Source organism: Mesorhizobium huakuii (assembly GCF_030160235.1).
Lineage (GTDB): Bacteria > Pseudomonadota > Alphaproteobacteria > Rhizobiales > Rhizobiaceae > Mesorhizobium > Mesorhizobium huakuii.
Window position 1 is genome coordinate 62258 of the sequence record NZ_BSNY01000005.1, and the last position, 26924, is coordinate 89181.

General features: G+C 62.7%; 25 protein-coding genes and 1 pseudogene. 8 read left to right on the forward strand and 18 right to left on the reverse strand.

Annotated features, from left to right (window positions below):
- Positions 1-14: 14 nt before the first annotated feature.
- From QQK95_RS00715 to gspG, 6 genes are all read left to right on the forward strand, one after another.
- Complete coding sequence (locus QQK95_RS00715; RefSeq protein ID WP_284267772.1) at positions 15-737, forward strand: hypothetical protein; 723 nt, start codon at positions 15-17, stop codon at positions 735-737.
- Between the two features lie 77 nt (positions 738-814).
- Positions 815-1492, forward strand: coding sequence for a transposase (locus QQK95_RS00720; RefSeq protein ID WP_284267773.1), 678 nt, complete (start codon positions 815-817; stop codon positions 1490-1492).
- A gap of 20 nt (positions 1493-1512) precedes the next feature.
- Positions 1513-1884 carry a hypothetical protein gene (locus QQK95_RS00725; RefSeq protein ID WP_284267774.1) on the forward strand — a complete coding sequence of 124 codons (372 nt, stop codon included), beginning with the start codon at positions 1513-1515 and terminating at the stop codon, positions 1882-1884.
- A 409-nt stretch (positions 1885-2293) separates the two neighbouring features.
- Positions 2294-4420 (forward strand): type II secretion system secretin GspD, encoded by a 2127-nt coding sequence (gene gspD, locus QQK95_RS00730; protein WP_284267775.1) that lies wholly within the window; start codon positions 2294-2296, stop codon positions 4418-4420.
- Positions 4421-4422: 2 nt separating this feature from the next.
- Positions 4423-4917, forward strand: a complete 495-nt coding sequence (locus QQK95_RS00735) for a prepilin peptidase (protein ID WP_284267776.1) — start codon at positions 4423-4425, stop codon at positions 4915-4917.
- Positions 4917-5369 (forward strand): type II secretion system major pseudopilin GspG, encoded by a 453-nt coding sequence (gspG, locus tag QQK95_RS00740; RefSeq protein WP_284267777.1) that lies wholly within the window; start codon positions 4917-4919, stop codon positions 5367-5369. The genes QQK95_RS00735 and gspG overlap by 1 nt, the downstream gene beginning before the upstream one ends.
- Positions 5370-5390: 21 nt before the next feature.
- Here gspG and QQK95_RS00745 read toward each other — a convergent pair whose 3' ends face one another.
- From QQK95_RS00745 to QQK95_RS00815, 15 genes are all read right to left on the reverse strand, one after another.
- Positions 5391-5978, reverse strand: a complete 588-nt coding sequence (locus QQK95_RS00745) for a general secretion pathway protein GspJ (RefSeq protein WP_284267778.1) — start codon at positions 5976-5978, stop codon at positions 5391-5393.
- Positions 5979-6112: 134 nt separating this feature from the next.
- The gene (locus tag QQK95_RS00750; protein WP_284267779.1) at positions 6113-6472 is read right to left on the reverse strand and encodes a PulJ/GspJ family protein; all 360 of its coding nucleotides are present in this window, start codon (positions 6470-6472) and stop codon (positions 6113-6115) included.
- Positions 6469-6942 carry a prepilin-type N-terminal cleavage/methylation domain-containing protein gene (locus QQK95_RS00755; RefSeq protein ID WP_284267780.1) on the reverse strand — a complete coding sequence of 158 codons (474 nt, stop codon included), beginning with the start codon at positions 6940-6942 and terminating at the stop codon, positions 6469-6471. Before QQK95_RS00755 ends, QQK95_RS00750 begins: the two co-directional genes overlap by 4 nt.
- Positions 6939-8156, reverse strand: coding sequence for a type II secretion system F family protein (locus QQK95_RS00760; protein ID WP_284267781.1), 1218 nt, complete (start codon positions 8154-8156; stop codon positions 6939-6941). Before QQK95_RS00760 ends, QQK95_RS00755 begins: the two co-directional genes overlap by 4 nt.
- Positions 8156-9799 (reverse strand): GspE/PulE family protein, encoded by a 1644-nt coding sequence (locus QQK95_RS00765; RefSeq protein WP_284267782.1) that lies wholly within the window; start codon positions 9797-9799, stop codon positions 8156-8158. The genes QQK95_RS00760 and QQK95_RS00765 overlap by 1 nt, the downstream gene beginning before the upstream one ends.
- Positions 9796-10629: a general secretion pathway protein GspK gene (locus QQK95_RS00770; protein ID WP_284268028.1), complete on the reverse strand. Its 834-nt coding sequence runs from the start codon at positions 10627-10629 to the stop codon at positions 9796-9798. Before QQK95_RS00770 ends, QQK95_RS00765 begins: the two co-directional genes overlap by 4 nt.
- An 89-nt stretch (positions 10630-10718) precedes the next feature.
- On the reverse strand, positions 10719-11294 hold the full coding sequence (locus QQK95_RS00775) for a hypothetical protein (RefSeq protein WP_284267783.1): 576 nt from the start codon (positions 11292-11294) through the stop codon (positions 10719-10721).
- On the reverse strand, positions 11291-11884 hold the full coding sequence (gene gspM / locus QQK95_RS00780) for a type II secretion system protein GspM (RefSeq protein WP_284267784.1): 594 nt from the start codon (positions 11882-11884) through the stop codon (positions 11291-11293). The genes QQK95_RS00775 and gspM overlap by 4 nt, the downstream gene beginning before the upstream one ends.
- Positions 11885-11886: 2 nt before the next feature.
- On the reverse strand, positions 11887-12936 hold the full coding sequence (locus QQK95_RS00785) for a PilN domain-containing protein (RefSeq protein ID WP_284267785.1): 1050 nt from the start codon (positions 12934-12936) through the stop codon (positions 11887-11889).
- Positions 12937-13423: 487 nt separating this feature from the next.
- Positions 13424-14053, reverse strand: coding sequence for a transposase (locus QQK95_RS00790; protein WP_322791201.1), 630 nt, complete (start codon positions 14051-14053; stop codon positions 13424-13426).
- 105 nt (positions 14054-14158) lie between these two features.
- The gene (locus QQK95_RS00795; protein WP_284267786.1) at positions 14159-14446 is read right to left on the reverse strand and encodes a DUF6881 domain-containing protein; all 288 of its coding nucleotides are present in this window, start codon (positions 14444-14446) and stop codon (positions 14159-14161) included.
- Entirely contained in the window at positions 14446-20499 is a 6054-nt protein-coding gene (locus QQK95_RS00800) for an RHS repeat-associated core domain-containing protein (protein WP_284267788.1), read from the reverse strand. Before QQK95_RS00800 ends, QQK95_RS00795 begins: the two co-directional genes overlap by 1 nt.
- A gap of 67 nt (positions 20500-20566) precedes the next feature.
- Positions 20567-20938 (reverse strand): hypothetical protein, encoded by a 372-nt coding sequence (locus QQK95_RS00805; RefSeq protein ID WP_284267790.1) that lies wholly within the window; start codon positions 20936-20938, stop codon positions 20567-20569.
- A gap of 45 nt (positions 20939-20983) precedes the next feature.
- Positions 20984-22111, reverse strand: coding sequence for a serine hydrolase domain-containing protein (locus QQK95_RS00810; RefSeq protein WP_284267792.1), 1128 nt, complete (start codon positions 22109-22111; stop codon positions 20984-20986).
- A gap of 100 nt (positions 22112-22211) precedes the next feature.
- Positions 22212-23252, reverse strand: coding sequence for a proline racemase family protein (locus QQK95_RS00815; RefSeq protein ID WP_284267795.1), 1041 nt, complete (start codon positions 23250-23252; stop codon positions 22212-22214).
- Between the two features lie 108 nt (positions 23253-23360).
- On the opposite strand from QQK95_RS00815, the gene QQK95_RS00820 reads away from it, so the two are divergent.
- Positions 23361-24323 carry a dihydrodipicolinate synthase family protein gene (locus QQK95_RS00820; protein ID WP_284267797.1) on the forward strand — a complete coding sequence of 321 codons (963 nt, stop codon included), beginning with the start codon at positions 23361-23363 and terminating at the stop codon, positions 24321-24323.
- A gap of 72 nt (positions 24324-24395) precedes the next feature.
- On the opposite strand, the gene QQK95_RS00825 is transcribed toward QQK95_RS00820, so the two are convergent.
- The gene (locus tag QQK95_RS00825; protein ID WP_284267799.1) at positions 24396-24860 is read right to left on the reverse strand and encodes an SDR family oxidoreductase; all 465 of its coding nucleotides are present in this window, start codon (positions 24858-24860) and stop codon (positions 24396-24398) included.
- A gap of 38 nt (positions 24861-24898) precedes the next feature.
- On the reverse strand, positions 24899-25132 hold the full coding sequence (locus QQK95_RS00830) for an SDR family NAD(P)-dependent oxidoreductase (protein ID WP_284267801.1): 234 nt from the start codon (positions 25130-25132) through the stop codon (positions 24899-24901).
- A 380-nt stretch (positions 25133-25512) separates the two neighbouring features.
- Between QQK95_RS00830 and QQK95_RS00835 the strand changes: the two are divergent.
- Positions 25513-25854 (forward strand): annotated as a pseudogene (locus tag QQK95_RS00835) (GMC oxidoreductase); the annotation flags it as partial.
- Here the strand turns inward: QQK95_RS00835 and QQK95_RS00840 are convergent.
- Positions 25851-26894, reverse strand: coding sequence for a bile acid:sodium symporter family protein (locus QQK95_RS00840; RefSeq protein ID WP_284267803.1), 1044 nt, complete (start codon positions 26892-26894; stop codon positions 25851-25853). The pseudogene QQK95_RS00835 and the gene QQK95_RS00840 sit on opposite strands and share 4 nt — an antisense overlap.
- Positions 26895-26924: the final 30 nt, after the last annotated feature.

A 26924-nucleotide genomic window follows, 5' to 3' on the forward strand; every position in this document is an offset into this window, starting at 1 on the left:
AGAGGAGAGATTACGTGACTGATGCGAGAATGCAGGGCTTGCGGGATCTATTAGCAACAATTTTGCGTGATTTTGACAGCCATAGAGGTGGCTTTAGTGGAATTAGCTATAATTCTCCGTGGCTTATGGCGACAGATTTCTGGGCGAAACGCACTGGGTGCTTTGTCGGTGAGCTTGAAGAGATGATAACCACAATACGCAGTGCAGACCTTTGCGGAATTAACCCAGATAATAAAAATATAGAGGTATTTGATAATTTCAAGAAAGCAGTTGAGAATTGGAGGCTTGAGGTTAACTATAGCGCCTCTCCGCTACGCTTGACTGCGAATGATATGAAAATATCCAATTATAGACACCTAAAACCCTATATTTTTAATACGATTCCATCGATGAACCTGGATTATCCGACCGTAGAGTTTGATGGCAGCGATTTGGTTTTCTCAGGTTTTTTGAATGATAGGTTTGGCCATCGAGTGTCTATGCGAATGTCTGTGAAAACTAGATACGGGGGTAAAATTTGGTTGAGTTTTCGTTTTCCGTATTTTGGACAAGGCGAGCCATCTTTACTTACCCACAATGACCTCACCGCTATAACCTTTAGAACTCAAATAAATTTTCCGGAAATTCCTGAGCTTGATTGGATTGCTCCTCGTGAGCATACGAATTCCGACAACATTGACTCCGTTCTTGATATTATACGAGTTATTTCGCAATACCTTAGTCCCACATTGCATTAGAAATTGCGACGGAAATTACGGTGACAGTGCACTTTTTACCCTGTTCGCCTAGCTATCGCCGCGCGCAGATTGACCACATGGCTCGCCTCGCCCGCATCGTCGTCCCCGATTTGCCGCACCACGTGACACAACGCGGCAACGGGCGGACCAAAGTGTTTTTCACGTCCGAGGACTACGCGCTCTACAAGACCTTGCTGGTCGAGCATTGCCGCGCTGTCAATGTCGGCACCTGGGCGTGGTGCCTTATGCCAAACCATGTGCATTTGATCCTGACGCCGACCGACCCGGACGGCCTGCGGCGCGCGCTCGCAAAGGTGCACCGCGCCTATGCCGGCATCATCCATGCGCGGCAAAAGAAAGCCGGACATTTCTGGCAAGGCCGCTTCGGCGCCGTCGCGATGGACGAGGACCACCTTTTGTCAGCAGTGCGCTATGTCGGACTGAATCCGGTGCGCGCAGGGCTGGTGAAACAGGCGGCCGATTGGCCCCGGTCAAGCGCCCGGGCGCATCTCACCGGCGAGCCCGACGGAGTTACCGATCCGCAGCCAATGAGGGACCGTCTGCGATCATCGAGCGGGCTGTTCGACCTGGTCGAGACGGATGCAGCGGCCTTCGACGCACTGCGCAAAGCCGAGAGCGTCGGCCGACCGGTGGGCGGCGAGGCCTTTCTCAGCCGGATTGCTGCCCAAACTGGAAAAGCCGTAAAACCAGGGAAGCGAGGCCGGCGGGGCAAAATTAGTGCACTGTCACCGTAATTCCAAAAGTGGATCCGGGAATGGAGAAACGGCTGGAGGTACCAGAAATAATCCAGGCGCAGTTGGCGATCACGGAAACAGAACAGACACCTAGAGCTAATGTTATCGTGAATGGACAATGGTCATTAGGAATGGAAAACACTAATTCGGCAAAGCGTTATACTGATATCTTGTATGTGCTCGGGGTAGCGCTGATTGAAATACGAGCGAGCGCTAGCCTGGAGGAGGCGCAGATTGTTGCTGACATATTTCATAATGTCCCAGCGAAAATATCTGCGTCCGAGGAGCCGGAAGCCATAGAGACTGAATTGCTCTCGAAAGCGAAGCGCCATGGACGCGAGCAAGCTATCAAACAGCTTCTTAAGCATGCGAAGCAAGCAAAGATAAAGTGACGCAAAATGCCTTCTGAATTTATGTAATATATGTCGGCGGAATTACGGTGACAGTGCACTTTTTATCCCGTTCGCCTGGCTGCCGCCGCGTGTAGATTGACCGCATGGCTCGCCTCGCCCGCATCGTCGTCCTGGTCTGGATTACGGTGACAGTGCACTTTTTCGCAATGTCGGCTTGACCTCCCAGGCCAAGGCTACCCCGCCTCTGCAGTCCAAAGCCGTCTCGGATAAGATCATGCCCCTCTGCTTGAGTAACAGGCGTCCATCGATCCTCAAATCCCTCGCACTCTTCTCCTGACGCAGCAGCCTCGCCCCCCACCTACCCTGTGGATAGACCCCAAACACCGCCATCATTCCCGACATCCGCCAGCAAGAAGCCCTAGACTGAAGCCCTAGGGGAATCGGGTGGATGTCGAGCAAGCCGAGTCATTGCGTCGTGTTGTTCACGCTGCTGGCTGTTGCCGGCTGCACCTCCGCGCCGGGCAAGGACTTTTTCACCGAGACCATCGACAGCCTGCACGCCAAGAATTCGCCCCTGCGAGCGGGCTATACCGGACCTGCCGCCGTCACTTCTGCGTCGAGCGCGGCACAGCGCTTCAACGGGGCGCAGTATCAGGGCACCGGCCAGTTCGTCTCGTCGGGCGCGCCGGTCACCAAGGTGACGAGCGACGGTTCCGGCAAGTTCGAGCTCAACCTGGTCAACGCGCCGATCGCCGACGCGGCCAAGGCGGTGCTGGGCGATGCGCTTCACCTCAACTACATCGTCGACCCGCGCGTGCAGGGCACGGTCACGCTGCAGACCTCGCAGCCGGTGTCGCAGGATGCGCTGGTCGATATCCTGCAATCGGCGCTGGCGGTGAATTCCGCCGGCATCACCAGCCGCGGCGGCACCTACCAGATCGTGCCGCTGTCGGAGATCATGGCCTCGACGCCGCCGGTCTCAGTGCCGTCGACCTCGCCGTCCGGCCCTGGCGTCAAGGTGCAGGTGCTGCAGCTGCAATTCATCGCCGCCGACGAGATGAAGACCATTCTCGAACCGATCACCCGCCAGGGCTCGGTGCTGCGCGTCGATTCCACCCGCAACATCATCACCGTCGCCGGCAGCGACAGCGACCTCAATGCCATCCGGGAAGCCGTTTCGGTGTTCGATGTCGACTGGATGCGCGGCATGTCGGTGGCGCTGCATCCCTTGAAGACCTCGAAGCCGGAAGCGGTCGCCGCCGAACTCGATTCGATCTTCGGCACCAAGGACGGTCCGGGCGCCAAGCTGATCCAGTTCATCCCCAATGACCGGCTGAATTCGGTGCTGGTGATCACCTCGCGCCCGGCCTATCTGGCGCGCGCGGCGACCTGGATCAACAAGCTCGACAGGCTGGCCGAGACCAATGAAAGCCAGCTCTTCGTCTACCAGATCCAGAACCGGCCGGCCAAGGAACTGGCATCGGTGCTGAGCTCGGTTCTCGGCACCACGGTGAAGACCGAAGGCCAATCGGGCGGCACGAACGTGTCGCCGGACCAGACGCCGATCGCCATGCAGTCGGACGGGGTCACGCCGGCGCCGCTGACCGGGCCGTCGCCCTCGCTGCCTCAGCAGGACAATGAGGCGCCCGCCCATGCCACCGTCGTCGCCGATGTCGAGAACAATGCGCTGCTGATCCAGACCACCGCGCGCGACTACCAACGCATCGAGCAGATCCTGACCAAGGTCGACGTGCTGCCGACGCAAGTCATGCTCGAAGCGGTGATCGCCGAAGTCACGCTCAACGACGACCTGAAATACGGCCTGCGCTGGTTCTTCGAAAATGGCGGCACCAAGGTCTCCGTGACCGACGTGGCCAAGGCAGCCGCGGCGGCCACCCTGCCCGGCTTCAACTGGAGCTACGCCACCGACAACATCCAGGTGACGCTGAACGCGCTTTCCAAGATCACCGACGTCAACGTCATTTCGGCGCCCACCATCATGGCGCTCAACAACCAGAAGGCGATCCTGCAGGTCGGCGACCAGGTGCCGATCCTGACCCAGCAATCGCAGGACACCGGCAACGGCAGCGCGCCGATCATCAACTCGGTCCAGATGAAGGATACCGGCGTCATCCTGACGGTGACGCCGCGCATCAACAATGCCGGCAGGGTGATGCTCGACATCCAGCAGGAGGTCAGCAACGTCACCAAGACGGAAAGTTCCGATATCGACTCGCCGACCATCCAGCAACGCAAGATCCAGACGCGCGTGCTGGTCAATGACGGCGAGAGCCTGGCACTGGGCGGCCTCATCCAGCAGAACAACAGTGTCGACCGCAGCCAGGTGCCGATCCTCGGCGACATCCCGATTCTCGGAAATGCGTTCAAGCAAAAGGACGACACCATCAAGCGGACCGAGTTGATTATCTTCATCCGGCCGCATGTCGTTCGTGATATCAATGAAGCCCGCGAGGTGACGGACGAATTCCGCGGCAAGATCAGCCTGCAGACGCCGATCCAGAAGCGGCGCGGCGGCACCAAGCTGCAGCAGGATTTGAAGAGGCTGGCGTATTGACGATGGTGACGCACCCCTCTCTCGTGCTTGCCGCCACCATCGCCCTGGCGGCCGTTCTCGCCGCCATTTCGATCACCGATTTCCGCCGGCAGATCATTCCGGACGGTCTCAACCTGGCGCTCGCCGGCATCGGTCTTTCCTACCAGCTGGCGGCGGAGGCAGACGGCCTGCCGGTGCAGCTCCTCTTTGCCGCCGCCACCTTCGCCGCCGCATGGCTGCTGCGGCGCGGCCATTTCCTCATGACCGGCCGGATCGGCCTCGGCCTCGGCGACGTCAAGATGCTGGCGGCCGCCGCGTGCTGGATCAGCCCGCTGTTGTTGCCGGTGCTGTTGTTCATCGCCAGCGCCAGCGCTTTGCTGTTCGTCGGCGGCCAGGTGGTCGCGACGGGGCCGGCGGCAGCGCGGGCCCGGGTCGCCTTCGGTCCATTCATCGCCATCGGCCTCGGCGCAAGCTGGGCGCTGGAGCAATTTGCAGGTCTAGACATGGGGCTGCTCTGATGATGCGCTTTCTTCAACCCTCCGAAAAATCGGGCCACGACCGCGACGATCGCGAAAGCGGTTTCACCCTGGTCGAGCTCCTGGTCGTGCTCGCCATCATCGCGCTGATCGCCACGCTGGCGGCACCGCAGGTGCTGCGCTATCTCGGCGCGGCCAGGACCAATGCGGCCAAGGCGCAGATCCGCAACATCGAAAGCGCGCTCGAACTCTATTATGTCGACAATGCGAAATACCCGACCTCTGAAGAGGGGCTCAACGCCCTGGTCGCGCAGCCTGCCGGCGAAACGCGCTGGAACGGGCCTTACCTCAAGGGGACAACCGGCCTCAAGGATCCATGGGGCAGGCCCTATTCCTACGAAGTAAAGGCCGATGCCAGCGGGGTGGTCATCCGCAGCCTTGGCAAGGACGGCAAGCCCGACGGAACCGGCGAGGACCAGGACGTCAGCAACTGACGGCGTCCGGAGAGCGCGCGCTCAATTCGTGCGAGGCGCCGGCGTGCTGGCCATATCGAGGCGGGCAAAACCCCGCGATGAATAGGCCGCGCCATCGCGCACCACCGAAAGGGTGAAGCGCACGGCGGCGGGCAGTTGCCGCGGCGCATTCCAGCCCGGCAGCCACGATGGCGGTGCCAGCGCGTTGTCGAGATATTCGAATTTCATGGCGCTCACGCCGCCGATCAGCCGCACCGGTTCGCTCGACACCGCTGCGCCGGGCTTGCTGCCGCGCCGCGTCTTCTGGACGATGGCCAAGGCGGCCCCCGTCTGGCCACCATCGGCAAGCGACACGGTGATCTCGCGCAATGCGGAGGATTTGAAACCGATCGCCTGAACGGCATTGAATTCGACCCGGGCACCATCGCCGCTGAGATAGAGCACCTGGTCCGGTGACGATTTCGACAGTGGCAAGGGCTCGGCATGGCTTATCGCCGTCTCGAGGAACCGCGATGCGGCATCGACCTCCATCTGGAACTCGGTCGCCTTTTCGATGCGCATCATTGTTCGCGCCTGGCCGAGAAAGACCATCATCAGCGATGTGATGACGCCGATCAGCGCCAGCCCCACCAACACATCGATGAGCGCAAAACCCGCCGCCGATGCCGAGGGTTGCGGATGCGCATTCGCGCCCGATGAAGCAGCCCCCGCAAGACGGCTGCGAACGGCGCGAGCCTTCGTCCGAGCGCGGGAGAGCGGCCAACTCATGGCTTGGCCGGGCCTTGCACCGGCACAAAGGTCAGAAACGGCCCGCTTGGAAACGCGCCGCCCGGCTTCTCGATGAGAACGGCGGTCACCTTCGCTTTCGCGACGTCTATCGTGCGGGTCTTCAGGGTCCAGCCGGGTTGCGCCGCGGTTTGTGCGCGGGCCTCGTAGTCGGCCAGCATCATGCGAACCGTCCTGGCCGCTTCGACCTGGCGCTTGGCCGCGGCAATGCTGCGGCTGGCCAGCACGATCGACTGGCTGGCGATGCCCAGCACCAGCGCCAGGATCGTCATGGCGACGATCATCTCCAGGATCGAGAATCCAGCTTCGGATGAGGCTTCGGGCGATGGCGCGGTCATGGCAAGGTTCGCCATGTCGGAAGCCCTGTCAGCCAGTTGACCGCGATGCGCGCGGTCCGCCCTTTCTGCTGCAGCGCGATGTCCATGCCGGAAGCGCGGCCGTCGGGAAGGAAGGTCAGCACGGTCTGCCGGTCGGCGACGACAGTCTCCTGGCCGGTGATGACGGTCATCTTAACATCGTCCGGCAAGGCCAGGCTGTCTCGTTCGCCGAAGCGGATGAGACGGCTGCCCAGATCGACAAGGACCTGTTTCGGCCGGGCGGTGGCGATGGCCGACGTGCGCGACAGGCGCAACCGCATGGTGATCTCGCCGGCCACCGTCTCCAGGCTCTTGGTGCGATAGTGGCTGACCAGCCCTGGTGCGGCGATGGCGGCGACAAGCGCCATGATCGCCAGCACCACCAGCATCTCGACCAGGGTGAACCCCGCCGTCGCGTCTGCCTGCGTTTTGGCTCCGGGAGCGGCGGTCATTGCAGCGCCAGGTCGTTGATGGAGAGGATCGTCGTCATCACCGAAATGACCAGGCTGCCGACGAGAAAGCCGAGCGAAATCGTCAGCGCCGGCGTCAACAGCTTCAGCACGGTGTCGATGCGCCGCGTCAGCGTCAGCTGAAGCATTTTGGCGGCGCGATCCAGTACCACGGGAAGCGCATTGGCCTCTTCGCCAAGGGAGACCAGCGACATTGTCGCGTGGTCGAAAATCCCTGCCTTGACGATCGCGCCGTGCAGGCGGGCGCCATTGGCGACATTGTCCTCGATCGACGCAAAGCTTGCCGCCAACGAACTCTGCCTGGAAACATTGGCGGCAAGGCCAAGCGCCTCTGTCATCGCCACGCCATTGCCGAGCAGCAGCGCAAGCGTTTCGAGATAGCGCGCGATCACCGCATCCCTGACCAGCGCCCCGATCAGCGGGATCTTCAACAACCAGTGCGAAAGCTGTCTTCTGGCGCCGGCGGAACGGGACAGCAGGAGGTAACAAAGCAGGCCGAGCACCGCCGCCAGCGGGAAAACGAAGGGGTAGTCGCGGAACACAGTGCCAAAGGCGGAAAGCATGGTCATGGTGAAGGGCTTGGGAGCCAATGAGCCCTCGAAGATCGGCTCCAGCGCCGGCACCAGGACCGTCGCCAGAATGACCAGCGCGCCGCTCATGACCAGGAGCAGGAAGGCCGGATAGGCCAGCGCCTCGATGATCGCGGCGCGGCGCTTGGCCGTCGCCTCGAACGTGTCCGCCAGCCGCTGGCAGATAAAGGCCATCTTGCCGCTGCGCTCGCCGCTGGCAAGCAGGGCTGCAACGTCCGGGGTGATGCCCGGCAGAGCGGCAAAGGCTTCGGCGATCGGCCGGCCGCCGGTCGTCAGGTCGAGCACCGATTGCAATTGCTGGCGCCGCTGCCGGTTGGCCTCGCCGGAGATGACCGCGCCCAAGGCGCGGTCGACCGTGAAGCCGGCGTTCAGGAGAACCGAAAGCTCGGAGAACAGGCGGCTGAGGTCGACCCTGCGGGTCAGCGTCAGCGCGCTGCGCCCCGGCAGGCGAAGCTGCGGCCTTTCGCTGTTCACAGGCGCAAGATGGTAGGACCGGCGGCCCTGCTGCGCCAATTTGCGGGCGGCGTCCTGCTTGGTCGACGCATCGAGAACGCCGGCCTCCGTCGAGCCGTCGGCAAGGTAGGCGCGATAAGCAAAGGCCGGCATCAGCCACCTCCCGCCAGATCGATGACACGGCGGACCTCGTCCATGGTGGTGACCTGCGATCGGGCAAGGGCGGTTGCGTGGACCGACATCGGCACGAGATCGTCCTCGGCGGCAATGCGGCCGATCTCCATTTCGCCGGCGCCTTGGTCGATAAGCTCGGCGATCCGCGGCGACACCTGCAGCATTTCGTAGGTCACCGTGCGGCCGCTGTAGCCGGAGCCGTTGCAGGTGCGGCAGGCCGGACCGGTCTGCTCCGCGCCCCGGCAGGTCGGGCAGATACGGCGCAACAGGCGCTGCGCGATGACGCCGCGGATCGTCGCGCCGAGCAGATAGCCATCTATGCCCATGTCGCGCAGCCGCGTCAGCGCGCCGGCGGCGCTGTTGGTGTGGAGTGTCGAGAACACGAGATGACCGGTCAAGGCGGCCTGGACCGCGACCTGCGCCGTCTCGCGGTCACGGATTTCGCCGAGCAGGATGATGTCGGGATCCTGGCGCAGGATCGAGCGCAAGGCGGCGGCGAAATCGAGGTCGATCGCCGGATTGACCTGCAGCTGGGTGATGCCGGCCATGCGGTATTCGACCGGATCCTCCACCGTGAAAATCTTGACGTCCGGCCGCGAACGCTCGGCAAGGATGGAATAGAGCGTCGTCGTCTTGCCGCTGCCGGTCGGCCCGGTGATCAGCACGATGCCGTTGGCCGCTTGCGACATGCTGCGGATCTTGGCCTGCGCGGCACCGTCGAAGCCGAGCTTCTCCAGCTTCAGTTCGACGCCGGCGCGATCGAGAATGCGCAGCACCATGGCCTCGCCGTGGATGGACGGAATGACCGAGACGCGCAGATCGACGTCGCGGCCGCGCACGGCAATGCGCATGCGACCGTCCTGCGGCAGACGCCGTTCGGCAATGTTGAGCCGCGAGAGGATCTTGATGCGGGTGGAAATGCCGGACAGCATCGCGATCGACGCGGTGTCGACGGTGGACAGCATGCCGTCATGCCTGAAGCGGATGCGGACATGGTCTTCGAGCGGCTCGATGTGAATGTCGGTTGCTCTTGCGTCGACCGCCTTGTGGATGGTCTCGGCGACGAAGCGCACGATCGGCGCCTCACGGGCAAAATCCTTCAGCCGCTCGAGGTCGTCAGGGCCGAAATCCAGGATCTCACCACTGCCGCCACCATTCGAAATGGCAGCCAGCGCCGATTGTTCGATGCGGTCGATGCATTCGGCGATGAGGCGCCTTGGCAAGATGCGCAACGCCAGTGTCCGCTCATAGTGGAAGGCCAAAGCGTCGATGGTGGCCGAAGAGAAAGGATCGGCCACGGCGACGACCAGCCGTTCGGCGTCCATCTGCAGCGGCAGGATGGCGTTTTCCCTGAGATAGGCCAGCGGCACGCTTGCCAGCATTTCGGGGCTGACCTGTTCCGGGATCTCGACCGGCATCGGTGCTTCGAGGTAGCGGCTGAGGCTGCTGGCCAGCTCCTGCTCGCCGATCAGTCCAAGTTCCGTCATCACCGTGTCGAAGGGGTGTCCCGATGTTCGCGATGCTCCCAAGGCGCGTTGGGCGGCATGCGCGGTCAGCACTTTCTCGCCCTCGAGAAAGGCGAGAAACGCCTCGATCCCCTTCGTCTGGGCGGTAGCGTTCATGAGCTCCACCCCCGTAGGATCTGCGCCGCCTCGGTGCCGAAAAGCATCTCGCAATCGGCGGTGCCGGCCGCTGGCGGCAATGTGCCGGCTTCGGCGGCCGGGCTTCGGGCGACGCGGGAGAATGCCGCGCCAGTCGGAGATTTCTCGATGATGAACCCGGCCTCGCCCGCGATCCCGGACCCGTCCCGCCTCGCCGCCACGTCGACCGTATAGGCGGACGCATCGGCCGACGTCTGAACGACCGAAGCGGAGGGGCCGCTTGCAAGGGCTGCGCGGAGCCGGTTCGGCGCGCGGTCGGCGCTGATCGTGCCACGCTTCGAGTTGACCGTGAAAACGCCATTCAGGGTCTGCAGTTGTATCGACGCGAGCGCCGAAAACTCCTGCAGCTCGGACACCGATTCGAACGGCGCCTGCTTGTCCTCGGGCGGCCCGACGGCGCTTCTCGACCACGGCAGGCCGGCGAACAGCTTGGCACTGTCGCGAAACCGGATCGCGGCCTTGGCCAGTTCGGCCGATGCCTGCTGTCCGAAGCCGAGCGCCGCGAAGCCGAGCTCGAGCAGGCTGTCATCCGCGGCATTGAGGTCGATCAGTCCGCTGTGATCCTGGACGCGCACGGTGAAACTGAACTCTCCCGACCGGCATGATGTCGGTGTGGAATCCAGCGGAAACTTTTGCCCGCCGGAGCCGTCGGTCAATGTGCTCGCGACCACATTGCCGAGGCCTTCGGCCAGCAGCGCGAGGCGCTCCTGTTCGACCTCGCTGTTGGCGATCATCAACCGTGTCTTGGCCGTCACGGCAAAGGGGACGACGATCGCCGAGACGATCAGCATGAACACCAGCACGGCAACCAGCGAAAAGCCGCTGCGGGCGCTTTCATCCCGCGAGTTGGTGCTCGCGCTGTCATGAAGGGCGCGGTCGCTCATAGTTGCGGTTCGCTCGGGGGTGGCGGCGGCGCATTCGCGGGTGCCGGGACATTCTTCCATGGTGGATAAAGCGGGATGCGCGCCAGCTTGCCATCCCGCTCCAGCACCGCCTGATCGTTGTCGATCGCCGACACCTTCCAGCCGTCGACAGTGTCGCCACTGCCATACCAGGCCGCGGCTTCGCTGCCGGCGACGCGCAGCAGCGCCTTCGCCGCGCCGCTGTGAATGCTGATGCCCAGCAGCGACGGCGCAACGGCCGGTGGGGCTTCAGGTGGCGGCGGCGCCGGCGCCTGCTCGACCGGGGCAACGGCAACCTCCACCGGCGGCGGCGCGACCGGCGGCGGCACGAATTTCCGGCGCGTCGGCGTGAACAGCGGACGCTGGAACGTCTCGCTGAAATCGCCAGCTTCGGGAAATTGCAGCGATCCCGCGACCGAGACCAGGCCGCCATCATGCCCTTTGCCGGAAGCGACGGGCGTGATGTCGACAGGCGTATCGTAGAGCGCGACATTGACCAAAGCGAGCACCGCGATCGCAGCCGCAATCGCCATGCCTGCTAACTTCCCGGTCATGGCTTGACCCCGGCGGGCGCCATCTGCGTCTGCAGCGGTCCGTAAAACAGGATCTCGGCGAAAATCTCGGGGTCGCCGGTCCGTCCCGCCGCCGGCCCGACATTGGTGGTGCGCAAGGTGGCCTCGCGGATGAACAGCACCGGCAGCGATGTCTCGATGGCGAGAATGGCGTTGTGGATGCCTTCCAGCGGCCCCGAAAGATTGGCCCGCAGCCCGATGAAATCGACGCCGGCTTCGCTGAGCACCGGTGCATTGCCGGCAGACAGCACGCTGACCCCATTGGCGGCGGCAATCGCGTTCAGCCGGGTCTGCAGCCCGCCGCGGATGATCGCCTCGCTGCCGCCGGTGAGAAATTCAGGATTGGCCGCCGCTTCCGGACTGGCGGCGCTGTCGAGGCGCTTCGCCAGGGCCGCCACGCTCTGCAGCTGGCCGAGAAGCTCGCGCTTTTCCTCGATCCCGGCCTGTGCGGAGGCGACGCTGTCGAACGCCGCGAACACCACCCAGGCCAGCACACAGGCCGTCACCGCGGCGATCGCCAGCGCGATCAGGCGGCGTATCGTCGGCCTCGTGTTGAGGATGGCGGAGAGCATCGTCAGAGCGCTCCGATCTTGGCCGAAATGGTGAAGTGCTCGCCGTCCTGACCGGGAACCTTGACCACCGGCGAGGCGAATTCAGGCGCCGAAAACAGCGGCGAAGCGTCGATCGGCTGGATCAGTTCGGCGGCCGAAGTGGAAAACCCTGATATGGTCAGGTCGTCGCCCTTGGCCGAGAGATCGGTCAGCCAGGCCGTGTCGGGCAGCAGATGCGTCAGTTCGGCCCAGACGCGCACCAGCGACGCCGTCGTCTTCTTTTCCTGGCGGATCTTTTCGATCCGCTCAATGCCGGCCTGGCGCTTCTGCAGCGAGGTGCGCGCAGCCTTGGCCAGCACCTGCGCATCGGCTATCCGTGTATCCAGTTCAGCCTCAGCCTGCCAGGCGCGCCAATGCGCATGCGCAAAGGTCACCAGCACGGCTCCGGCCAGCACCGAAAGGGCCGCAATCCAGGCGGTCCTGGCGCGCCGCTCACGCGCCGTCGGCGGCCAGATGGCGGCGAGGCTGAGCGGATCGGCGCGCAGCGTGTTTTCGGGCTGCGACAGCGACAGGCTGCGGACCGAGCCACCGGCCCGGCGGACCGCGTCCAGCGCGGCGGCAAGCGTCTTGGCCTTGACGACATGGTAGGCGCTTCCCTGTCGCGCCGCAGCGGCGAAGACGACATGCACCTGCGCCGGGTCGATCGGCGTCGAAGCCATAAGGTCGAGTTCGGCCATGTCGCGCGCCTGCCGAACCGGCAGACGCCGTGCCGAGAGCTGCCGGGTAAGGAACAGGCCAGGCTGGACGCTGATATCGAAGCTCGGCCGCCTGCGCCGGACCCCGCCCTGCAGCAGCGCCAGGATCTCGTCGGAGGAAGCCGTCAGCGCCAGCGGGATCGACTGGAACTCCGGCGCCTTGGCCTCGCGCACGCGAATGCCGTCATCCGCCAGGCTGACGATCCAGTCGGCGGTGGACGCGTGCTCTTTCCTGGGAACAACCCGCGTCCAGACCCCTCGCAGCTCATCGAGCCACCAGTCGAAAAAATCCAGAAATTGCGCGTTGAGTGTCGCCACAATCAACCACCCGCCACCCCGGCTGATTCTCAACCGGGGTTTTCAGGCTGAGACTACTACAGATGGTGCGGCGATGCGGATATTTGCGAGGGCGCGGGAGAGGGATTAGCCACAGCTTTTATCGGAAGGCCGAGCTCTCATGTGGAGAGGCTGTCCGGTGCAGAGCGTGAGTTCCTCCGAAGTGCAACAGAGCGTGCAAGAGATGCGGTGGAGCTATGCGTCGCCTGCTCGCGACGATAGGGTGAGCCAATTCGCCACCGTAATTCGTCCGGGTCGGCCGACGTTAGTATCAGGTACGTTGCCACGCTGCGTCACGTGGTGCAGCAAACCGAGGCGAGCCGTGCGGTCAGTCTACACGCGGCGATAGCAAGACGAACAGGCTATAGAGTTCAGTGTCACCGTAATTCCGGCACTGTCAGTCGACAGTCACAATGGAATTACGGTGACAGTGCACTAATTTTGCCTCGCCGGCCTCGCTTTTCTGGTTTCACAGCTCTTCCGGTTTGCGCGGCAATCCGGCTAAGAGACGCCTCGTCGCCCACCGGTCGGCCGATGCCCTCGGCCTTGCGTAGAGCGTCGAAGGCAACGGCATCAGTCTCTGCCAAATCGAACAGCCCGCTCGATGATGACGGACGGTCCCGCATTGGCTGCGGATCCGTAACGCCATCGGGCTCCCCGTCAGATGCGCCCGGGCGCTTGACCAGGGCCAGTCGGCCGCCTGTTTCACCAGCCCTGCGCGCGCCGGATTCAATCCGACATAGCTCACCGCCGACAGGACGTGGTCATCGTCCATCGCGACAGCACCGAAGCGGCCTTGCCAGAAATGTCCGGTTTTCTTCTGTCGCGCATGGATGATGCCGGCATAGGCGCGATGCACCTTGGCGAGCGCGCGCCGCAGGCCGTCGGGATCGGTCGGCGTCAGGATCAAATGCACATGGTTCGGCATAAGGCACCACGCCCAGATGCCGACATTGGCGGCGCGGCAATGCTCGACCAGTAGCGTCTTGTAGAGCGCGTATTCCTCGGGCGTGAAAACACCTTGGCCCGCCCGTTGCCGCGCTGCGTCACGTGGTGCGGCAAATCGGGAACGACAATGCGGGCGAGGCGAGCCATGCAGTCAATCTACGCGCGGCGATAGCCAGGCGAACAGGGTAAAAAGTGCGCTGTCACCGTAATTCCTGCACGTAATTCCTGTCTTATTCTATGTCTCATTCTAAATTCTTCATGATGATCTTGCTGAGAGAGCTTTTTTCCATTGAGTTTCAAATTCGTATTTCGATATCAGATTAGCTTTGAATTGTGTATCTTCGTTTATTTCTTCGATCGAAGGGAATTTTTCATGTGATAGCCATGTCTTGTCGGACTCAAAATCCTCGCTGGCCAAATCTGTTTTTCCATCTGGATAAATTTCGACTTTCCTGCTCTCAAAGCCATCGCTTCGTATTTCATAATACATAGAGGTGGCCACGTCTAATCGCTTAGTTAACCATTCGACATGGACATATTTCATTAGTTCTCTCCAAAATTCACAAGTCTATCTGCTATCGATAGTGGGGCATCATTATGAAGGACGAACACATGCTCTCGCTGTGGAATTTTTACGACATTTAACCCCGTAATATCTATCGAAACAAAATTGGAGAATTTTGCTGCAGGAAAAGGCCTTCCTATAAGGGCCTTTGCAATGTCAGTGCTAGGTATAGTTCCAGGGACAATATCCGTAAAATATTGCCCATCTCCATATCTTGCATCATTCGGATTGTTTGCCTTCATAGATGGTCTTATAGACATAGTTGACACTATTCCTGCCATTCCAGCTCTGGTCGTATAATGAAACAAGACCGTTGGTGCCTTGTCCTCCGGGGCTGCCTTGTTTGTTGTAATCACCATTCCAGCGGCAAATGCGGCTGTGCCGGCTACTGCGGTCGAAATCGCTGGGCCGGCAATCTGCCCTGCTGAAATCGTGGTTCCCGCCAAGGCACCCGAAAAGGCATTACTCGTCGATGCCGGTTGGCTCTTCGCGTAGGTCTTTGGTTTGCCGACCTCTGTCTCCCATCCCTTCAATGAGTCTGCCGTGACATAGCTCACGTCTTGGCTGCTATCGTCAGTGTTACCTTTGCTGCCACCTAGTATATCCTTACCCGTGGCAGGGTCTACCTGAGTTTCACCACCATCGGCATGACCATTTGGATCGCTCTTGTTCACCGGATCGTTCTGTGCATAAGCATACCGGTTGGTCCCAACCCCAGGCAGCGTCGGATCCCAATCATCTGGCGAGATGAACCGCCCCAGCACCGGATCCATGTACCGCGCGTTGAGATAGAGCAGTCCGGTCTCGGCATCTAAGCGCTCGCCGATATAGCCCTTCTGCGTCTGGAAGCCGGTGTTGAGGCTCTCGCCATAGGTGGCGTAGGTGGTGCCCTCAACCACGGCGCCCGACATGTCGGTGACCAGCCGCACCGAGGCCAGATGCTCGCGGTGCAGGAAGTATTTGGTCGTGCCGATCACCTTGATGTCGGGATGCGGGTAGCGGGTGTAGATTTCCGCGCCCGGTGTCGCCGGATTGATCTCGACATCGGCGTCGGGATAGAGCGTGGTCGCGAAGCTCGATGTTTTCTTGGCGCGTGCTCCATCCGGTCCATAGGCAAGGTTGACGGTGTTGGAAGCCAGGCTGACGGTCTTCAGCCGGTTGGCCTCGTCCCAGCTCAGCGTGCGGCTGCCATCGGATGTGAGGTTGCCATTGGCATCATAGGCCATCGCATTGGCGCCAACGCTGATGGGCGCGTGTGGCCGGGGGGATGTGACTGCGGGGTAGACATAGCTGCCGGCGACACGTGTGCGCGAGAGCATGTTGTCGTTGGCGGCATAGACGAAGCTTTCGCTCAAGCTGGTGTTGCCCAGATTGGTGCTTGTGGTCAGCCGGTCGGCATTGTCATAGACATAGGTCCAGCTGTCGGAGGCAGTAAGCCCCGTGGTGCCGGTGATGCGACCAAGGTTGTCACGCGCATATTGCTCATCGAGGAGAACGGTCGCGCCCTTCGACGTGGTGATGCGCGTCACCCAGCGGCGTGTCGGCGAATAGGTGAAGGACGTCTTCACGCCATTGGCGTAGTTGATCTCCTTGGTCTGGCCATCGGCCTCGTAAATGGTCGAGGTGATGTAGCCGGGGGCCGAGTAGAGCTTGTTGCCGGCGGTGTATTGCAGCGGCGCGGCAGTCGTGCCGAAATCGAGCTGCATCGGCAGGTACTGTGTCGCCAGTGTCTGCCCCGAAGCATCGCGTACACTGGTCGTGGTGTGGATCAGCGTGCCGATGGTGGCATCCTGGCGCGCGACCTTGCCGAAGCCGTCATATTTGTAGCTCTGCGTTGCCGCTGCATTCTGCGATGTGGTCAGCTGCCCGACGTTATAGGAGCCGGCGGCTGCCTCGTCGTAAGTGTTCTGGGTCAAGACGACAGGGCTGCCGCCAGGAGCGGTGGCCGTCTTCTGCGTCAGCCGGTCCATCTGGTCGTAGCTGAGATTGGTGACCGTGCCCCTGGCATCGGTCTGGCTCACCAGCCGGTTGGCGGCATCGTAGGTGTAGGTCCAGGTGCCGAGATCGGGATCCGACGCCGACAACCGGTTGCCGAGCATGTCGTAGGTGTAGGACCAGGTCGAACCGCTGGTGTCGGTAAGGCCGACCAACCGGCCAAGCACGTCGAAGGTGCGGGTTTGCGCAAGCTGAAGACCGGCGAAGTCACGAACCACGCCCGCGACATCGCCACGCGTCGACCATGCCGTCCGGGTCTGATGGCCGAGCTCGTCGGTCATTGTCGTGCCATGCAGCCGCGGGGTGGTGGTGGGCGCGGTGGCGAGATCGTTGAGATAGCTGCGCTGGCTGCCATCCGGATTGACGGTCTTGGTCAACTGGTCGGCCCAGTCGTAGCTGTTGGTGGTCCACTGCGCGGTCTCGCCGACGAAGCGAGGGAAATTCGTGCGCAAGACATTGCCGCGCGGATCATAGTCGGTGTCGGCAACGCGCCTTGGCCCGGCCGCCGTCTCTCCGGGCGTTTCCACGTGGTAGACCCGGCCAAGCCCGTCATACCAGGAGATGGTAAAATCCTCCCCCGCGCCATTGGGGAGCGGCGTGTATCTGATCAGCGCCTGCGCCCCGGGATTGCCCTCGTTGACAAACTGGTTCCTGACATAGGCGCCGGTGACGCTCTGCGAGACCTGATAGAGACGGCAGAACGGATCGTAGGCAAAGGTCTTCACCAGGCCGTTGACGTCGGTCCTGGTCGCCGGCAGCCCGCAGACGGGATTGTAGGTGGCGGTCGAGACAAAGCGCGTGTCGGCGCTCTGGCCGCCGGTCGCAAAGTAGCGCGGCGCCCGCTCGGTTACCGGGTAGAGATGATAGGTGGCGTCATAATCCCATTCGGTCTTGTGGCCGAGGCCGTTGGTGGCCGCGATCTTGTTGCCGTAGGCATCATAGGCAAAATACTGGTTCACCGCCTTGGTCACGGCGGGATCGCTGAAGGTCTGCACCCAGGTCAGATTGCCCTTGGTCGGCACCGCCCAGACATCGGCCGTGTTGCCGTCATAGTAATTGTGCCTGTAGCCGACATAGGGATCGGTGCTGGTCAGGCCGGCATGCGTCCGTTCGGCAATCAGGGCAGAGACGATATAGGCCGAGGCGTTGGGCGAGAAGAAGCGCTCGGTCCAGGTCTCGTCGCCGCTGGCGTCGGTGCGGCCATAGTCCTTCAGGCTGACGACATTGTTGTAGGCATCGAAGCCGCGCTCGACCCGGAGCGTGTACGTGACGTTCTCGATAAACGTCGTGTCGGTCGCCGTGTTCTGTGCGGTGTAGGGTTTTGTCGCCGTATTGACCGCATAGGTCTCGGCCACCTGCTTGTGGACCGTGCCCGCGCCATCCTTCCACACCGTCAGCGACGGCAGGCCGTAGCTGGCGAGGTCCTGCCGGTAGGTGGTCGTCACCGTCGAGGGCGCCGTCTCGCCATTGGCCAGAGGCCTGGTCTCGACGATCGAGGAGAAGCCCAAAAACTTGCGCGCCGCCGGGTCGTACTTGCCGCCGGCGTACTGATAGGTGCTAACCGCTGTCTGACCACGACCGTCGCCGACCGACAGCTTCGTCACCGCATGCACCACTTGCGGCAGGTAGTTGTTCGTCCAGGTCGATGACGGCGTGTATTCGACCGCTACAGTGCCGCCAAGTTCCGTCGTGATCTGCTTGACGAGATTCGGATTGCCGGTGCCAGCATTCGAGATGAACATGCTGCCGTAATTGGTGAAGTCAGGCAGGCCGTCGCCGTTGAAGTCGCCGACCACCGTGCCGGCTGAAAGCGGTACCGGCAGCGTAAACTCAACTGGCGTCATCGCCGTCGACGACGGCCGCAGCGAGAAAACCCGCACCGCGCCGGTTCTGTAAGGCTGTGACGTGATCGTCCCGCCGATGGTGATGACGGAAGCCTTGCCGCTGTCGTCGAAATCGCGAAGCACCGCAGTCGGTCCTGGCAGCGACCCGACGCTGTAGCTTTTGAAGCCCGTCCCGGTCGATAGCCAAACAGTCGTGCTGCCGTTGGTGCCGTTGTACTGAACAACGTCCGTCGCACCGTCGCCGTTGACGTCGGCCAAAACGCAGCTGCCAGGTGTTCCTGACCCACTGGAGCAGGAAATAGGAAACGAGGTTGCGCCTGGTTGCCAGGCGCCGTTAGAAAGCATGCCTTTCGTTGACGTTCCGCCGGGAGTCCAAATGAGCGGCTGCTGTTTGCCGTTGCCGAGAAAATCGCCGACGCCGTAGACACGATAATTGGAACTGTAAGCGTTCAGGGTGTCAACACCGTCACCATTAGTGTCGGCGATAATAGGGTCGGGTGATGGTGGGTTGGTTGAAAATCCCCCACATACCGCTTCGTAGCCGACGGGTGCAGGCCTACAGGAAACTTTGGTCAGCCCCAACGAAGTGTCTGTTTCAACGAGCGAATTGCGTGACGTGTAGGTTGTGCGACCGGTATGTCCGTCTGTATATCCAGTTACCAGCGAGTCAGCGAAATCCAAGGTGTTCTTGCTTGCTATGAACCGGCCGGGCTGAGAGAAGAAGGTAGGATTATTAGGATCCACATAGTTAGTCGTGTCGAGCAGCAGTGAGACGGTTGCACTTAACGCACCGCTCAAGTTGAACTTGTAAATGTATTTGGTACGCTGCAGGGCGGGGCAAGGACCTTGTCTAGGTGTACATGTATCCACCTGTGTGATCTTGTCGCCGAACATCTCATCCCGGCCGTCGAGATCCAGATCGCCAACTTGATTCGGCGCTCGCTGGTTTCCGAACGAAACGGCCGCGCTCGCGTAGACTCCATCGGCATTCTGATAGGTCATCTGGCCGAGCACCTTCGCCGTCCCTCCGGTGATGGTGCCGTCTGAGGCGAAGGTCGCGTCGGTGCCGTAGCGTGTGACCTGGGTCAGCCGCGAAGTGTTGGAGAACGGCGCCTGATCGTAGGTCAGCTTATAGGCGCCGCGCACGACATTGCTGACCCAAATGGTGATCGATTTGACACGCAGATTGGTCTCAGAAATGTCGCGGCCATTGCCCATCAGGATCATGTCCGGACGGGCCTCCAACTGGAAGCCGATCACCGTACCGTTGTAGCTGATGCTTTGCGGATAACAGACCGGATTTGCAGGGCAATAATAAGTGTAGGCGATCGTGTTGCCGTTGGTGTCGGTGACCGAAGTCAACAGCCAGCGGTAGCTCATCGCCAGATCATAGGCCGGCGTGCCGGCAGTCGGATTGAGGTTGGCAACCGCAGCCACCGAGCGGAAGGTCGACACGGTGCCGTCCCTGTCCGTCACCTTCCATTCATTGGTGGCGCCGTTCAGCGCGATGCGGCGATAGCTCTCATTCTCGGTCGCATGCGTGCCGCCGGTCGCGCAGGAGGGCGAGACCATGCCGGCAGTGCAGGCCACCATCGCCTGGCCGTCGAGCAGATAGATGTCGTTGGCGTCATAGGCCGGCATGCCGTAGCCCGGCGTTGCCCGCTCGATGACATCGAAACCATCGAGGCCCCAGGCATAGCCGAGCCAGCCCTGATAGAGGCCACCGAGCTTGGTCTTGCGCGAGGAGTTGTAGTTCAGCGCGATCCGCGGCTCGATGCCGTGGAAGGCGGGCACGTCGATGCCTATCGAATAGCCGAGATTGCCGTTGCCGGCAGCCTTGGGCAGATCCACCTTCGGCGTGCCGATCGCTTCGGGGTCGCCGCTGTCCGTCGTCGCGGCTGCCGCCGCCATTGCTTGCGCCGCCGGCGCCGCTTGCGTGTCCGTGGTCTTCGCCGCCGTGCCGTCCTTGGCATCGGGCGTCTTCGTGCTGGTTGTCTTCGTGTTGGCTGCCTTGGTGTCAGCCGACTTGGCGTCGCCGGCTTTGGCATCGGCCGGCTTCACGCCAATCTTGGCCGCCGCGTCCGGGCTGCCGGTAGGCGATGAACCCGTTGCCGGCGCCGCAGTGCCCAGCGCCGGCGTGCCGCCCGCCGGCTGCCCGCTGCCTAGCGCCGCGCCGCCATTGCCGTAGCCCACGGGCGCGTCAGGTTGAGGCGAAGTGACCTGCGTCTCTTGCGCAAGCGCATCTATTCCTGCACTTCCGCTAATATAAGAAAAGAAATATGTATCCCCACCGAATACACAGGCCGCAAGCAAAGCTGCGCCAACAAACAACCGGCTCATGAGTCCCCCCGATCCCGTTGCTTATCGATACTCGCCTTTCAATTGGGAGATACGACATGAGGCCATTGCAACCGGGATATCCACGGTCAAATTTACGTGAACGATAGTGGCTTTCCGAAGTATTTTGAGTGATGAAGCTTTCGCCCGGCTCGCCGGCAAGGTGCCGGTAGCCTGGACGCACTATGCCCCGAACAGGATGATGCGCCGGGATTTTGATGTCGGCGGCGAAGTCGGCGATTTCCAGGCCGTTGGTCGCCACGGTCGGCGGCAGGCGTTCGGCGGTGGTGCGCACCGCTTCCCGCTTGCGGGACCTCCCGGCCGGCCCTCGGCCAGTCAGTCAGAGCGAGTCGTAGACGGCGTCGATCAACATCTTGCGGCGTGGGTCCATGTCCTCAAAACCCAGCATGCGGTTGGTGACGTAGCCGAAACCGACGCCGGCACCGGGATCGGCGAAGCCGATGGCGCCGCCCCAGCCGGTGTGACCGAAGGTTTGCGGCGATGCGCGGCCGGCATAGACAGGATCTTCCATCTGATAGCCGGCAGCAAAGGCGGCCGGAGCGGCAAAGCTTTCATCCGTGCCGCGAACACGCTGACGCGCCGCCGCCTCGATTGCCGCGCGTCCGATAAGAGAGTGGCCCTCCCAGACACCCCCGGCCGCCATCATGCCGTAGATACTCGCCAGTGCGTGTGCCGTCGACTGGCCATTGCCGCCCGGCACCTCGGCGGCGCGCCAGACGCGGTCGTTGGGAGCCAGTGCACGGGGCGCCGGATTGTCGCTTGCGTGGGGAAAGGGCGAGGCGCGGACAAAGTCGACCCAGTCCGAGGCACCGGGGCCCTCGATCATCTCGGCGACCCTGAAATCATCGCTGTCCGGCAGACCGACATGGAAATCGGCTCCTAGCGGACCGGCGATCTCTTGCGCGATGAAGCGGCCGATGCTTCGCCCGTCGGCCCGGCGCAGCACTTCGCCAGCAAGATGGCCGTAGGTAAGGGCGTGATAGATACAGCGGCTGCCGGGCTCCCAGAGGGGCGGCATGGCCGCAAGCGCGTCGACAAAGGGCGTCCACGCGAACATGCCCGCTTCGTCCATCGGCACGGCAAGACCATTCAGCCCGGCCTGGTGCGACATCACCTGTTCAAGCGTGATGCGCTCCTTGCCGCCGGCCGCGAATTCAGGCCAGTAACGGGCAACGGGTGCGGCATAGTCCAGCCTGCCGCGCTCCACCAACATTGCGATCGCCAGCGCCACGACGCCCTTGGTGGAGGACCAGACATTGATCAGCGTGTCCCGCCGCCACGGACGGGTTCGCGCGGCATCGGCATGACCGCCCCACAAGTCAACGACAGTCTTGCCGTGGACGACGACGGACACGCCACCGCCATGTTCCAACCCCTGGGCGAAACACTCGGCGAAGGCCGCGCGCACGGCACCAAAGCGCGGATCGCAGATACCATCCATGTTCATGCGTGAATTCTCACCAGGCGCTGACGTGACGGGAATGCCGCCGTTGAGGCCATTCTGGCTTGGCGGGAACCCGCCAGTCCAGCGAATTGCTCGCTTCGACCTACTGCTTCACCGAAGTCGATGTGCCCCAGGTATCCGACAGCACGTAGCCTTGAGGGTATGGATCCGTCGGATCGAGATAGTAGCTGTGCTCGCCGGTGATCCAGGCCCGGCCGGTGATCTCCGGAACGATCGCCTTGCGTCCGGCGATTTCCGTCCGTTCCACGATCCTGCCCGTGAAGCGCGAGCCGATGATCGATTCATGAATCAACACATCGCCAACGCCCATCAAGCCGCGGGCCTGCAGCACGGCCATGCGGGCCGAAGTGCCTGTCCCGGTCGGGCTGCGGTCGGAGCGTCCCGGCGAGACGATGCAGGTGTTGCGCGTGACATTGCCCGGCCCCTGGAACGGCATGGCGAACTGCACGATCGACACGCCGCGCACATGATCGAATTGCGGATGGACGACGTCGAGCTGCTCGCGCGCCGCCCGCCTGATCTTCTCGCCGGCCACCGCCAGCTCGCGCGCCTCGTCGGGCGCGACCGAGAAGCCGAGCGCCTGGGCATCGACAATGGCGTAGAACATACCGCCATAGGCGATGTCGACGGTGAGCGTGCCCAGCCCCTCGACCTCGATGTTGGCATCGAGGCGGTCAACAAAGGCCGGTGCGTTGCGGAGGGTGATCGAGACGCATCTACCGTCGCGGCATTGCGCCCGCACCTCGATGACGCCACCCGGCATGTCGAGCTTGAAGCGCGTCTCGGGCTCCTGCATCGGCACCATGCCGGTCTCCAGCAGCACCGTGGCGACGCAGATCGTGTTGGACCCGGACATCGGAGGATATTCCGTCGGCTCCATGATGATGGCGCCGGCGGCGCAGTCCTCGCGCGTCGACGGAACGAGCAGGTTGACGTGGCGCGCGACGCTGCCGCGCGGCTCGCAGATCAGCATGCGCCTGATATGGTCATGATCGCGCTCCATCGTGATCATCTTGTCCATCATCGTGCGGCCAGCCGGCGGCAGGACACCGCCAATGATGACGTCGCCGACTTCGCCCTCGGCATGACAGCCGACGACACGAATGCTGGTTTTGCTGCGCATTGCTGTCCCTGCGTTGGTCCCTGGCGGCTACGACTATTTTGCTTGGCAAGCCATGCCGCTTCGGGACAAACTGATCAATCCGCGTGCCAGCCTCAAGGAGAATCCGAAATGACCCCTAATGTTTTTTCCGGCTGCATGCCGGCGTTGATGACCCCATGCACGCAGGACCGCCAGCCCGACTTCGACGCGCTGGTGCGCAAGGGACGCGAGCTGATCGCGGCCGGCATGTCGGCCGTCGTCTATTGCGGCTCTATGGGAGACTGGCCGCTCCTGACCGATGAGCAGCGCATGGAAGGCGTCGAGCGGCTGGTGAAGGCCGGCGTGCCGGTGATCGTCGGCACCGGCGCGGTCAACACCGCCAAGGCCGTGGCGCACGCGGCGCACGCCCAGAAGGTCGGCGCCCGGGGCCTGATGGTGATCCCGCGTGTCTTGTCGCGCGGGCCCTCGGTGACGGCGCAGCGCCATCACTTCAAGGCAATCCTTGCCGCCGCGCCAGGCCTGCCGGCGGTCATCTACAACAGCCCCTATTACGGCTTTGCCACGCGCGCGGACCTGTTCTTCGCGCTGCGGGCCGAACATCCGAACCTGGTCGGCTTCAAGGAGTTCGGCGGCCCGTCTGACCTTCGCTACGCGGCGGAAAACATCACCAGCCGCGACGATGAGGTGGCGCTGATGATCGGCGTCGACACCGCCGTTTTCCACGGCTTCGTCAATTGCGGCGCGTCCGGCGCCATCACCGGCATCGGCAACGTCCTGCCTAAGGAAGTGCTGCACCTTGTGGGCTTGAGCCAGGCGGCGGCCAAGGGCGACGTCGAAGCCCGCCAGCGCGCGCTGGAGCTGGATGCAGCACTCGCCGTGCTGTCCTCCTTCGACGAAGGCCCCGACCTGGTGCTCTATTTCAAGCACATGATGGTGCTGAAGGGTAATCCCGAGTACCTGCTGCACTTCAACGAGACGGATGCCCTGACCGACAGCCAGCGCGGCTACGCCGAGGCGCAGCTCAGATTGTTCGACAGCTGGTATGCCCAGTGGTCGAGGCAACCCGGCGTGATTGCAAGGTCCGCAGCCTGACCAACCAAGTGCGACAGCCGGCCATGGTACGGCCGCCGGTTGCATTGCGGGGCTGATCAGCCGCTATCTGGCTTAGTGCCTGACCATCCCGGCATCGACATTCAGCGTCTGGCCGGTGATCCAGCGCGCATCGTCGGAGGCCAGGAACGAAACCACATCGGCGATATGCTCCCGCTGGCCTTTGCCCTTCACCGCCTGCAGCATCTCGACAAAGCCGAACGCCTCGTTGTGCGGGCTCGCGTTGACGCCGTCGCTCTCGATCAGGCCGGGCGTCACCGCGTTCGCCGTGATGTTGTATTTGCCGAGCTCGGTGGCAAGCGCCCGGGTGAAACCGATGACGCCGCCCTTGGCCGCGACATAGGCGGCCATGTTCGGCGTGCCGGCAAAGAAGGTGTTGGAGGCGATGCTGATCACCCGCCCGGCCGCGCGCATCTGGTCGGTGCCGGCGCGGGTGACGATGAAGGTGCCGGTCAGGTTGACGTCGATGATCTTGCGCCAATGGTCGAGGTCGACGTCGTCCCAGGCGACGAACGGCACGATGCTGGCATTGTTGACCAGGATATCGATGCCCCCAGTCAGGCCTGGATTTCGGCGAAGAGTGCCTTGACCGATGCGGGATCGGAAATGTCGGCGGCGATCGCCCTCGCCTCTCCGCCGATCGCCGCGACGGCAGCCCTGGCGCCTTCGGCATTGATGTCGCTGACGATGACGGTTGCCCCGTCGGCGGCAAGCCGCGCGGCGATCGCCTTGCCGATACCCTGCGCGGCGCCCATCACCAGGGCCGTCTTTCCCGCAAGCCGTTCAGTCATGAAAATGCTCCCTCAATCCGTGATCTGGTGATGTCTGTTCAGGCGTCGGCGTCGATAACGGCCAGCGCCGCCTCGATTCCTCTGCCGATTGCAAGTTTCTGGCCGGCCGCGTTCAGGGCGCCGCCAAGTGCCGTCAGCGCCGCGACCGCATAGATCGGCTGGGCGGTCGGTCCCATATGGCCGATGCGCGTCAGCTTCCCCAATGTCTCGCCGCAGCCCGACGAGAACACCACGCCGTAGCGGCCGCGCGCGGCCTGGCGAAGCGCCTTCTCGTCGACACCTTCGGGGGTTCGGACGGCGGTGGTGGTTAGCGACGCGATCCCGTCGCTGGCGGCCCAGATCGACAGGCCCATCGCGATGACGCCCGCGCGCATGGCCTTGGCGGCAACCGCGAGCGGTTTCGCAGAGCACTCGAGGCAGCGCGGACCATCGGGCACAGAGAGGAACTCGCCGGCTGGCGAGAGCGCGAACTCTTGCGGGGCACGCTGAACAGTACGGCAGAAATGGACGACTTCATCGCGCGATCGGTCATCACGCACCATCATCCCTGCGGTACCTGCCGGATGGGCAAGGATGCGGATGCCGTCGTCGATGCAGATCTGCGGCTCAAGGCGCTCGACAATCTCTTTGTCGTTGACGCATCGATCATGCCCAACCTCACCGCGGGACCGATTCATGCCGCGGTCCTCGCGATCGCCGAGACCTTCGCCCGACGGCACTAGGCCAGGGCCGCCGACGGCTCGGCTTGCGATGGGGAAGACCGGTGCGCCGCCCTGGCATATTTCTGGGCGATCATGGCACAGACCATGAGCTGTATCTGATGGAAGAGCATCAGCGGCAGAACGATCGCGCCGACGCCCTGGCCGGCAAAGATCACATTGGCCATCGGCACGCCGCTCGTCAGGCTCTTCTTCGAGCCGCAGAAGGTGATCGTGATCTGGTCGGCCCTGTCGAAGCCGAGAAGCCGGCTGCCATAGGTCGTCAACACAAGCACCAGGCCGAGCAGCACCATGTCGGCGACAACGACCACGGCGATGTCGCGCAGCGAGAACATGCGCCACAGTCCTTCGGCGACCGCCGTGCTGAAAGCCAGATAGACGACCATCAGGATCGAGCCGCGATCGACAGGCATCAGCAGTGTCTTGCGAGAGCGTATCCAGTTGCCGACCCGCGGCTCCAGCAGCTGTCCGAGCGTAAAAGGCAGGAGCAGCTGCATCAGGATCTGGCTCACCGCATCCCACGAAAATCCGCCATGGCCGCCGATGGAGAAGAGCAGGCCGACCAGCAGGGGTGTCAGGAACATGCCGAAGATGTTGGAGGCGGAAGCCGAGCAGATGGCCGCGGGGACGTTTCCGCCGGCGATCGAGGTGAAGGCGATCGAGGACTGCACCGTCGACGGCAGGACACAGAGGAACAGAATGCCGAGATAAAGTGGCTTGGGCAGGATCGAAGCAGGCAGGTAGCCAAGCGCCAGACCCAGCAGCGGGAACAGGCCAAAGGTCGTCAGAAGGATCACCAGGTGCAGGCGCCAATGCATCAGGCCGGCAACGACGACATCGCGCGAGAGCCTCGCACCATGCAGGAAGAACAGCAGCGCCACGGCAAGATTGGTCGCGATCGCGAACCATCCCGCGAACGTCCCGGTGGCCGGCGCGACCGACGCAAGCCCGACGGTGCACAAAAGGAGGATCAGAAAGGTGTCCGGCAGAAAGCGGCGCATGACATGTTCGCTCCAGAATGGCGGCGCCGTCTTCTCGAGCATTGCGAAACGGGATACAAGGAATAACAGTTA